Source organism: Streptomyces sp. BR123 (assembly GCF_013401435.1).
Lineage (GTDB): Bacteria > Actinomycetota > Actinomycetes > Streptomycetales > Streptomycetaceae > Streptomyces.
This window is the reverse complement of record NZ_JACBGN010000263.1, coordinates 1-9,791: the sequence shown is the minus strand read 5'-3', so window position 1 is coordinate 9,791 and position 9,791 is coordinate 1. Positions and strand designations below refer to the sequence as shown.

At 73.3% G+C, this 9,791-nt stretch carries 8 protein-coding genes; 4 read left to right on the top strand and 4 right to left on the bottom strand.

Annotated features, from left to right (window positions below; translation table 11 throughout):
• Both HYE82_RS29025 and HYE82_RS29020 read left to right on the top strand, forming a co-directional pair.
• Nucleotides 1-1,472: NAD(P)/FAD-dependent oxidoreductase (locus HYE82_RS29025; protein WP_179177149.1), on the top strand; the 1,472-nt coding region annotated here is incomplete at its 5' end.
• Nucleotides 1,469-2,677: an MAB_1171c family putative transporter gene (locus HYE82_RS29020; RefSeq protein ID WP_179177148.1), complete on the top strand. Its 1,209-nt coding sequence runs from the start codon at nucleotides 1,469-1,471 to the stop codon at nucleotides 2,675-2,677. The genes HYE82_RS29025 and HYE82_RS29020, both read left to right, overlap by 4 nt.
• Nucleotides 2,678-2,717: 40 nt before the next feature.
• On the opposite strand, the gene HYE82_RS29015 is transcribed toward HYE82_RS29020, so the two are convergent.
• Entirely contained in the window at nucleotides 2,718-3,983 is a 1,266-nt protein-coding gene (locus HYE82_RS29015) for an NADH:flavin oxidoreductase/NADH oxidase family protein (RefSeq protein ID WP_179177147.1), read from the bottom strand.
• Between the two features lie 108 nt (nucleotides 3,984-4,091).
• Nucleotides 4,092-4,958, bottom strand: a complete 867-nt coding sequence (locus HYE82_RS29010; protein WP_179177146.1) for a bifunctional 5,10-methylenetetrahydrofolate dehydrogenase/5,10-methenyltetrahydrofolate cyclohydrolase — start codon at nucleotides 4,956-4,958, stop codon at nucleotides 4,092-4,094.
• A gap of 254 nt (nucleotides 4,959-5,212) precedes the next feature.
• On the opposite strand from HYE82_RS29010, the gene HYE82_RS29005 reads away from it, so the two are divergent.
• Nucleotides 5,213-5,974 (top strand): class I SAM-dependent methyltransferase, encoded by a 762-nt coding sequence (locus HYE82_RS29005; protein WP_179177145.1) that lies wholly within the window; start codon nucleotides 5,213-5,215, stop codon nucleotides 5,972-5,974.
• Between the two features lie 242 nt (nucleotides 5,975-6,216).
• Nucleotides 6,217-7,848: an RNA polymerase sigma factor gene (locus HYE82_RS29000; protein WP_179177144.1), complete on the top strand. Its 1,632-nt coding sequence runs from the start codon at nucleotides 6,217-6,219 to the stop codon at nucleotides 7,846-7,848.
• 85 nt (nucleotides 7,849-7,933) lie between these two features.
• On the opposite strand, the gene HYE82_RS28995 is transcribed toward HYE82_RS29000, so the two are convergent.
• Both HYE82_RS28995 and HYE82_RS28990 read right to left on the bottom strand, forming a co-directional pair.
• Nucleotides 7,934-8,374, bottom strand: a complete 441-nt coding sequence (locus tag HYE82_RS28995) for an SRPBCC family protein (protein ID WP_179177143.1) — start codon at nucleotides 8,372-8,374, stop codon at nucleotides 7,934-7,936.
• Nucleotides 8,375-8,429: 55 nt separating this feature from the next.
• Nucleotides 8,430-9,716, bottom strand: coding sequence for an amino acid permease (locus HYE82_RS28990; protein ID WP_309144483.1), 1,287 nt, complete (start codon nucleotides 9,714-9,716; stop codon nucleotides 8,430-8,432).
• Nucleotides 9,717-9,791: the final 75 nt, after the last annotated feature.

Genomic DNA, 9,791 nt, shown 5'->3' with positions numbered 1-9,791 from the left:
AGCCCACCCCGCCCCGCCACGTCGTCGTCATCGGCGGCAGCATGGCCGGCCTGCTCGCGGCAGCGGTGCTCGCCGAGCACGCGAAGGTCACGATCATCGACGCCGACACGCTTCCCGACAGTCCGGCGCCGCGGCGCGGACTCCCCCAGGCCCGGCACGTCCACGTCCTGTGGTCGGGCGGGGCGCGTGCCATCGAGCGGATCCTGCCGGGCATCACCGAGGCGTGGATCGCGGCGGGAGCCATCCGCCGGAGCCTGCCCACCGACCTGGTCACCAAGACGGCACAGGGGTGGATCCCGCGCTGCCGGGAGAAGCAGTTCAACATCTCGTGCAGCCGCGACCTGCTCGACGCGGTGGTCCGCGCCCGCGTGACGGGCCTGAGCGGTGTCACCACCCTGCAGCAGAGCCGGGTGCGGGCGCTGGAGGGGACGGCGGCCCGCATCATCGGCGTCCGCGTCGACACCCCCGGGCAGGAGGGGCTGCTGGTCACCGCCGACCTCGTCGTGGACGCCAGCGGGCGGGGCTCCCGCGCCCGGGCCTGGCTCCAGCAGCTCGGGGTGGGCGGGATCAGGCAGGCGCAGGTGGACTCCGGGCTGGTGTACGCGACCCGGATCTTCGAAGCACCGCCCGGGGCCCACGAAATGGGCTTCCCCATCGTCAACGTGCAGTCCGACCCGCGGGTCCCCGTACCCGGGCGGACCGCGACGATCGTGCCCATCGAGAACGGCCGGTGGCAGGTCACCCTGTCGGGCACCCGCGGCGGCCAGCCCACGGGCGACCCCGACCGGTTCATCCCGTTCGCCACGGGCATCCGGGACCCGATCGTCGGCGAGCTCCTCGAAGGCCGCAAGCCGCTCACCGACGTCGCCGTCACCCAGGGCACCGCCAACCGGCGGGTCTACTTCGAGAAGGCCGGCCTGCCCGACGGGTTCTTCGCCGTCGGGGACTCGGTGGCCACCTTCAACCCGCTGTACGGGCAGGGCATGACCGTCGCCGCCCAGGGGCTGCTGGCCGTACGGGCGCTGCTGCGCGCCAAGGGGCTCGCCCACCCCTCGTTCGGCCGCGAGGCGCAGCGGGCGCTCGCCCCGATGGTGGCCACCGCCTGGGGACTGGCCACCTCCCAGGACATCCTCTACCCGGGGGCCACCGGGATGCGGCCGCGGGCCGGGGTCGGCCTGCTGAACGCGTACGTCAGCCGGCTGGTGACGGGCGCGACCACCCGGGAGGCGCTGACGGCCGCGTTCCTCCGGGTCATCACGATGAGCAGCCCGCCCACGTACTGGCTGCGCCCGTGGGTGGTGTGGCAGGTGCTGCGCGCCTCGGACCGGGGCGCGCCGAAGGCGCCGCCGCTGACCGCGGCCGAGCGGGCCGTCGCGGGCCTCGGCCCGGTCGCCGGGCGGTCCGGACCCGCGGCAGCGCCCGGGCCGGGCGGCCCCGTCGATCCGGTCGGCCCCGTCGGCCAGGCGCGATGAACGACGGGCTCATCCTCTACGTGCCCGGGTCGGTACTGATCCTGGCACTGCTGATCAAGGCGCCGACGCTGCGGCGGAACTGGGACCAGCCGCTGATGCGGGCGGTGTGCACCCTGCTGGTCGTCGGCTGCCTCGTGATGTTCCTGGCCTCGCCCCCGACGATCGCGGCGGTGAACCGGCTGACCGGCATCACCAACTTCTCGGCGCCGCTGGTGTACGCGGTGCTCACGGCGTTCTCGGGATCGTGCGTCGTCCTGGTGCTGCACTGGGGCGGCGGCCCGCCCGCGGTGGTCCGGCGGGCGACCCGGCTCACGTCGGCGGTGTTCGGAGCCGTCGCCCTGCTCATCGTCCTCCTGTTCGTGATGGGGGACGCGCCCGTCGAGCGGCTGCGGGACCTGGACACGTACTACGCCACCACGCCCTGGCTCCGCGAGATGATCGTCTGCTACCTGCTGGCGCACATGGCGGGCAGTTCGGCCCTGACCGTCCTGTGCTGGAAGTGGCTGCTGCGGGCGGACCCCTCACTGCGGCCGCTGCGCACCGGACTGGCGCTGATCGTGCTCGGCGGGGTGGCGGACCTGGGCTACCTGGCGGCGAAGTGGGCTGCCGTGGGCGCCCGGTGGGCCGGCCGCGACTGGGACGGGCTGTCCACGTACGCGGCCCCGCCGCTGGCGGCATCGGCGGCCCTGCTGGTCGGTGCGGGGTTCATCGTGCCGCTGGTCGGAGGCTCGGAGGCCTGGCGGGACTACAGCCGGTACCGGCGGCTGCGCCCGCTGTGGAAGGCGCTGCGCGGCTTCGCCTCGCCGAGCGTGCGGACGGTGCCGCTGACCTGGTGGTCGCCGATCGGGATCCGGCTGATCCACCGCGAGTCGGTGATCGACGACGGGATCCTGGCGCTGGGCTGCTGGTTCGACCCCGGGGTGCGGTGCGCCGCGTACGAGGCCGCGCGGGCCCAGGGCATGGACGGGCCGCGGGCCTCGCTGGTGGCGGACGCGGCGATGCTCGCGGCGGCCGTGCGGCGCCGGGAGGCCGCCGAGATCGCGGGCTGTGTCGGGGAGCACCGGAAGGACGCCGACCAGGGGCCGCCCGACCCGTACCGGCTGGACTCCACGCCGCTGGCGGCGCTGGCCCGGGAGTTCCGCTCGTCGCCGATCGTGGCGGCCGTACGCAGCGGCCACGACGGCCACGACGGCCACGGGAAATGATCCGCGGCGCTCGGGCGGCGAGGCGGCAGGCGGCGGCCGCTCAGGCGGCGAGGGCCTCGCCGGGTCCGGTCGCCGGTTCGGGGTTGCGGGCGAGCCATGCCCCGTACGAGCGGACCCGGCGCCAGTGTCTGAGCTGGTCGAGGGCGAACGCCGCCCGGGCCGAGGCGTGCGGCCGCGGTTCCATGCCCCGGGCGAGCCGGTGCAGTTGGAAGCGTACGAAGGCCAGCAGCCCGGCGCCGGCCAGGTCCCGGTCCTTCCACCTCAGTCGTTCCACGGTGACGTGCACGTCCTCCCCCGCGCGCCAGCGGGCCGGCAGGTCGGGCCGGAAGGCCAGGGCGGAGGCGAGGCCGACGACGGCGAACCCGCGGTCGAGGACCCGGCCCGCGGTCTGGCTGCGGGCTATCCCGCCGGTCAGCATGAGCGGCATGGCGGCGGACTCGACGAGCTGTTCGGCGAAGGCGAGGAAGTACGCCTCGCGCTCCAGGGTCCGCAGGTCGGCCGTGCGGCCCAGGGTGGCGGGGCTCTCGACGCTGCCCCCGGACAGTTCGACCAGGTCGACGGCGAGGCCGCCGAGGATCTCCAGGACCCGGGCGGCGTCGTCGGTGTCGAAGCCGCCGCGCTGGAAGTCGGCGGTGTTCAGCTTCACCGCGACCGCGAAGTCGTCCCCGACCTGCTCGCGGACGGCCCGGACGACCTCGGTGAGCAGCCGGACCCGGTTGTGGAGGCTGCCGCCCCAGCGGTCGGTGCGCCGGTTGACCAGCGGGGAGAGGAACTGGCTGAGGAGGTAGCCGTGGGCGGCGTGGATCTGGACGCCGTGGAAGCCGGCCTCCCGCGCCCGTCGGGCGGTGACCGCGAAGCGGTGGACGGTGGCCAGGACGTCGGCCTCGGTCATCGCGGTGGGGCGGGCGAAGCGCTTGGTGTGCTTGCCGAGGCTCACCCCGACCTCGGAGGGCGCCCAGGCGGTGCCGGGCATCTCCGCGCCGACCTGCCGGCCGGGGTGGTTGATCTGCATCCAGATCTGGCCGCCGCCCGAGGCGGCGGCCCGGGCCCAGCGGCGGAAGGGGCCGAGGGGGGCGTGCGCGTCGAGGACGATCGTCCCCGGGGCGGTCAGGGCCCGGCGGTCCACCATGACGTTGCCGGTGATCAGCAGTCCGGCGCCGCCCTGCGCCCACCGGCGGTAGAGGCGCTCGATGCGCTCGCCGGGCAGCTGGCCGGGCCCGGCGAGGCCCTCCTCCATCGCGGCCTTCGCGAGCCTGTTCGGCAGCCGGCCGCCGTGGGGCAGGTCGAGTGGCGTGAAGAGGTCCATCTGCGCTCCCCCGGACCGCTTGTGGCACGTGTCATCCGTATGCGGCCGACAAGATACCGCCACGTGTCCGGGACGCGTCACCCCCCTGCCCGACCCGGCTGTGGTCGGTCAGAGGTCCGCGACGGAGAGGCCGGCCTGCGCCGCGGCCGCCTGCACGGTCTGCTCCAGCAGCACGGCGATGGTCATCGGCCCGACGCCGCCGGGGACCGGGGTGATCAGCGAGGCGCGGGCGGCGGACTCGAAGTGCACATCGCCGACGTTGCCCTCGTTGTAGCCGGCGTCCAGGACCACGGCGCCCGGCTTGATGTCCTCGCCGCGGATGAACTCGGCCTTGCCGACGGCGGCGACCAGGACGTCGGCCTGGCGGACGATCGAGGACAGGTCCCGGGTGCGGGAGTGGCAGTAGGTGACGGTGGCGTTCTGCTCCAGCAGCAGCATGCCGGCGGGCTTGCCGAGGATGGCGCTGCGGCCGACGACCACGGCGTGCTTGCCGGTGAGGTCCACGTCGTACTCGGCGAGCAGCCGCATGATGCCGCCCGGGGTGCAGGAGACGAAGCCCGGCAGGCCGAAGCCCATGGCGGCGAAGGAGTGCATGGTGACGCCGTCGACGTCCTTGCCGGGGGCGATGGCCTCGAAGGCGGCGCGCTCGTCGATGTGGTGCGGGACCGGGTGCTGGAGCAGGATGCCGCTGATCGCCGGGTCCTCGGAGAGGGCCGTGAGGGTGGCGACGAGCTCCTCGGTGGTGGTACCGGCCGGCAGCTCCACGTGGCGGGAGGTGATCCCGGCCTTGGCGCAGCGGTTCTGCTTCATGCGGACGTAGGTGACGGAGGCCGGGTCCTCGCCGACCAGGACGGTCGCGAGGCAGGGCGCGGTGCCGGTGCGCTCGGTGAGCTTCGCCGCGTGGGCGGCGGTCTGCTCCGTGATGCGGCGGGCGAGGGCGGTGCCGTCCATGAGGCGGGCGGTGGCAGTCGTCATACGGGTCTCCTGGGCGTCGCTGCGGATCGCGGTTCGCCCAGGCGCGCGGCACTCGGCGCACGCGCGGTACGCCGGGCGCACGACGGTGTGACGTACGCCGGGCCGCTCCCCGGTGGTGATCCACCCGAACGCCAGTCACGGCCCGTGCCCACTGTAGTCGACGGCCCGGCGCGGCCCGAGCGGCCCCGGGCCGGTCCCCGGGGAGGCGGGCAAATCGGTGGATCGCCGGCGCCGCCCCTGGAACGATGGGGGCCATGACCCGTACGTTCGACCATCTGGTGGCGGAGGGCGAGTCCGTCTCGGTGGAGGGGTGGGACTTCTCCTGGCTCGACGGCCGCGCCACCGAGCAGCGGCCTTCCTGGGGCTATCAGCGGATGCTGGGCGAGCGGCTCGCCCGGGTCCGCTCCGCGCTGGACATCCAGACCGGCGGTGGCGAGGTGCTCGCGGGGGCGGGGCCGCTGCCGCCGCTGACGGCGGCGACCGAGTCGTGGCCGCCGAACATCGACAGGGCCACCCGGCTGCTGCACCCGCTGGGTGCGGTGGTGGTCGCGGACGCCGACGAGCCGCCGCTGCCGTTCGGGGACGAGGCGTTCGAACTGGTGTGCAGTCGGCATCCGGTGACCGTCTGGTGGGACGAGATCGCGCGGGTGCTGCGCCCGGGCGGCACGTACTTCTCCCAGCAGGTCGGGCCGTCGAGCGTCTTCGAGCTCGTCGAGTACTTCCTCGGGCCGCAGCCGGAGGAGGTCCGGCGCGCCCGGCACCCCGACGACGCGGCCGCCGAGGCCGCGAAGGCGGGGCTCGACGTGGTCGACCTGCGCTCCGAGCGGCTGCGGACGGAGTTCCACGACATCGGGGCGGTCATCTACTTCCTGCGGAAGGTGATCTGGATGGTGCCGGGATTCACCGTCGCCCAGTACCGTGACCGCCTGCGGGAGCTGCACGAGGAGATCGGGCGGGAGGGCCCGTTCGTGGCGCACACCGCCCGCTTCCTCGTCGAGGCGCGCAGACCGGGCTGAGCCCGGCCGGCGGGGTTCGGGGGCGCACGGGCGCGCGGACGGATTTCCGGCCGATCGGTTGCGTGTCCACGGCGTGGCGCAGGTCACTCAATTCAGCGCGTAACGAATCGACTCGGGCATGCGATGAACCGACAGGTTGTCCTCGCGCGGCACCGGAATACAGACCCCCTCGGGTCTGTTTCCGCAAGGACGCGCGATGATGGCCCGCCCACTCCTTATCTGTTCGCAACGAGAGGCTTCTTGTGTCGCTCAGCCCGTCCCGTACGTTCCCTCCGGAGATCGCCGATTCCGAGGCCCTGGTCGCGCTCGTCGAGCGCGGCCGCGAGCAGGGTCACATCAACGGTGACGACGTGCGCCAGGCCTTCGAGGCCGGGCGCATCCCGGTGGACCAGTGGAAGCGGGTCCTGCGCAGCCTGAACCAGGTCCTGGACGAGGAGGGTGTCGCCCTCCACGTCAGCGCGGCCCCCGCCACCAAGGCTGCCGCCAAGAAGCCCCGCAAGGCTGCCGCCGCCCCGGCCCGCACCGTGACCAAGAAGGTCGCGGCGCCGCGCCCGATCGGCGCCCGGAGCAAGGCCGCGACCGCCGCTGCCGCCGCCGCTGCGGCGGCGCAGGCCGCCGCCCCGGCCGCCGCAACCGCCGCCTCCGCCGCCGCCTCGGCGATATCCGCCACGTCGGCCGCCGCACCGCAGGCCGTGGCGGCAGAGGCCGCCGCCGAGCCGAAGAAGCGGACGGTCAAGAAGGCCGCGGCGAAGAAGACCACCGCGAAGAAGACCACTGCGGCAGCCAAGAAGGCCACCGCCAAGGACGCCGACGACGCCGAGAACCCGTCCGTCGAGGGCGAGGACTGGCAGACCGAGGAGCTCGTCGACGAGGTCGAGGAGGAGACCCCGGGCGGCGGCCAGGGCTTCGTGCTGTCCGACGAGGACGAGGACGACGCCCCGGCGCAGACGGTCATGGTGGCAGGTGCCACCGCCGACCCGGTCAAGGACTACCTCAAGCTCATCGGCAAGGTGCCGCTGCTCAACGCCGAGCAGGAGGTCGAGCTCGCCAAGCGGATCGAGGCCGGCCTGTTCTCCGAGTACAAGCTCGAAGAGGAGGAGGACCTCAAGCCCGCGTACCGGCGCGAGCTGGAGATCCTGGTCGAGGACGGCCGCCGGGCCAAGAACCACCTGCTGGAGGCCAACCTCCGCCTCGTGGTGTCCCTCGCCAAGCGCTACACGGGCCGCGGCATGCTCTTCCTGGACCTGATCCAGGAGGGCAACGTCGGTCTGATCCGCGCCGTGGAGAAGTTCGACTACACCAAGGGCTTCAAGTTCTCCACGTATGCGACCTGGTGGATCCGGCAGGCGATCACGCGTGCCATGGCCGACCAGTCGCGCACCATCCGCATCCCCGTCCACATGGTCGAGATCATCAACAAGCTCGCCCGCGTGCAGCGGCAGATGCTCCAGGACCTCGGCCGCGAGCCCACGCCGGAGGAGCTGGGCAAGGAACTCGACATGACCCCGGAGAAGGTCATCGAGGTCCAGAAGTACGGCCGCGAGCCGATCTCCCTGCACACCCCGCTGGGTGAGGAGGGCGACAGCGAGTTCGGTGACCTGATCGAGGACTCCGAGGCGGTCGTCCCGGCCGACGCGGTCTCCTTCACCTTCCTCCAGGAGCAGCTGCAGTCGATCCTGGGCACGCTCTCCGAGCGTGAGGCGGGTGTCGTCTCCATGCGCTACGGCCTGAACGACGGACAGCCGAAGACCCTCGACGAAATCGGCCGCGTGTACGGGGTCACCCGTGAGCGCATCCGCCAGATCGAGTCGAAGACGATGTCGAAGCTGCGCCACCCGTCGCGCTCCCAGGTGCTGCGCGACTACCTGGACTGATCCGCGGGTGGGGCCGGACAGCGCATCGGCCCCCGTACCCCGCCCTCACGGGCGGGGTACGGGGGCCTTTCGCGTACGCGCGGGTTCAGTGCTCCAGCAGGTTCCGCAGCCGCTCCTCGTTGCGGGCCATCTCCTTGCGCACGTGCGGCTTGACCACGAGCGGGGCGATGACCCTGCCGATGCCGTGGCCCTCGACTTCGAGGTCCAGGGTCAGGCGGGAGCGCTTGCCGCCGTCCAGCGGCTCGATGGCCCCGTGGACGTGGCCGCGTACGGGCCCGTCCACACCCTCCATGTGCCAACTGCGGGGCGGGTCGAGCTGCTTGACCTCCATCGTCATCGGGAACTCCCGCTTGCCCATCCTCCGGGTGACGGCGACCCGCTGCCCGACGTGGGGCGGCGCGCCGTCCAGCGGGCGGGCGGAGACGGCACTCTCCTGCCACTCCGGGAGGTGCCTGGGGTCCGTCACGTAGGCGTAGACGTCCTCAGGGCTGGCGGAAATGTCGATGGTCTCTCTGATCGCGGACATGGCGACCCCTTAGCGCCCCCCTGCTTGTCCTCTCATTCCACGCTACCCCCGCAGGTCAGGAGGCCGCGCGGGCTTTCCGGGCGGCGATCACGGCGTAGACGAGCACACCGGCGAAGAGGAACAGGGTGCCCTGGTAGACGGCGGCGTAGCCGGAGCCGGCGACCAGCCACATGGAGAAGCCGAAGGCCGCGGTGGCGAGGGAGGCGTCGCGGACCAGGCGGCCGCGGTGGACCTGATCGGTCTTGCCCTCCAGCAGGAAGCGGATCTGCGCGGCGGTGGCGAGCAGGTAGGGGACGGTCGCGGTGAAGGTGGTGACCAGGACGAGGATCTCGAAGACCCCGCCGGAGCCGGCCGTGTAGTTGTAGACGGTCAGGGCGGAGGCCAGGGCGGTGGTGACGAGCACGCCCGTCACCGGGACACCGCGCTGCTTCTTCCCGAAGGCCTTGGGGAAGAGGCCGTCCTTGGCGGCGGCGTACGGGGTCTGCGCGCTGAGCAGGGTCCAGCCGTTCAGGGCGCCCGCCATGGAGATCACGGCGGCGCAGGCGACGACGGTGCCGCCCCAGGTCCCGCCGAACATGGCGTTGACGGCGTCGGTGAAGGGGGCCTCGGAGTCGACCAGCCGGTCGTGGGCGACCAGGCCGAACACGGAGAGGGTGCCCAGGAGGTAGACGACGGCCGCGCCGGCGGTGCCGAGGATCGTGGCCCGGCCGACGTTGCGGGCGGGGTCGCGGACCTCGCCGGCGCTGACGGCGGCGGACTCCACGCCGAGGTAGCTGAAGAGGAGGATCGCCGCGGAGGCGGAGAGGGCACCGGCCGGGCTCTGGTCGGTGGCCTGGAAGGGGCCGAGGTTGGCCGGGTCGAAGAAGAACAGGCCGCCGACGGCCACCAGCAGCAGCGGGGCGAACTTCAGAACGGTGGCGACGAGTTGGACGGTGCCCACCCAGCGGGTGCCGGCCAGGTTGGCGAGCGCCGGGAGCCACTGCATGGCCAGGGCCGCCAGGCACATGGACCACTTGTGCGCGCCGATGGCCGGGAAGAGGACGGAGAGGTAGCCGACCGAGGCGACGGCGAGGGCCGCGTTCGACACCCAGGAGGTGATCCAGTAGGTCCAGGCCGCGAGGAAGCCGGCGAAGTCGCCGAAGGCGGCACGGGCGTACACGTACGGGCCGCCGGTCTGCGGGAGGCGCTCGGCGAGCCGGCCGAAGACCAGGGCGAGGGCGATCGCGCCGAGCGTGAGGACGCCGAACGCGACCAGGCTGATCGTGCCGAACGGGGCCACGGAGGCGGGCAGCAGGAAGATGCCGCCGCCGATGATGTTGCCCATGACCAGGCAGGTCGCGATCGGGAGGCCGAAGCTGCGGGCGTGCGGGCCGCCCGTGCTCCCCTCCGCGGTCTCGGGGGCGGGGGCCTCGGGGGC

Excerpts from the sequence above, each read along its gene's own strand:
- HYE82_RS29020 (WP_179177148.1), top strand. The coding sequence starts at position 1,469 with ATGAACGACGGGCTCATCCTCTACGTGCCCGGGTCGGTACTGATCCTG.
- HYE82_RS29015 (WP_179177147.1), bottom strand. The coding sequence starts at position 3,983 with ATGGACCTCTTCACGCCACTCGACCTGCCCCACGGCGGCCGGCTGCCG.
- HYE82_RS29010 (WP_179177146.1), bottom strand. The coding sequence starts at position 4,958 with ATGACGACTGCCACCGCCCGCCTCATGGACGGCACCGCCCTCGCCCGC.
- HYE82_RS29005 (WP_179177145.1), top strand. The coding sequence starts at position 5,213 with ATGACCCGTACGTTCGACCATCTGGTGGCGGAGGGCGAGTCCGTCTCG.
- HYE82_RS28995 (WP_179177143.1), bottom strand. The coding sequence starts at position 8,374 with ATGTCCGCGATCAGAGAGACCATCGACATTTCCGCCAGCCCTGAGGAC.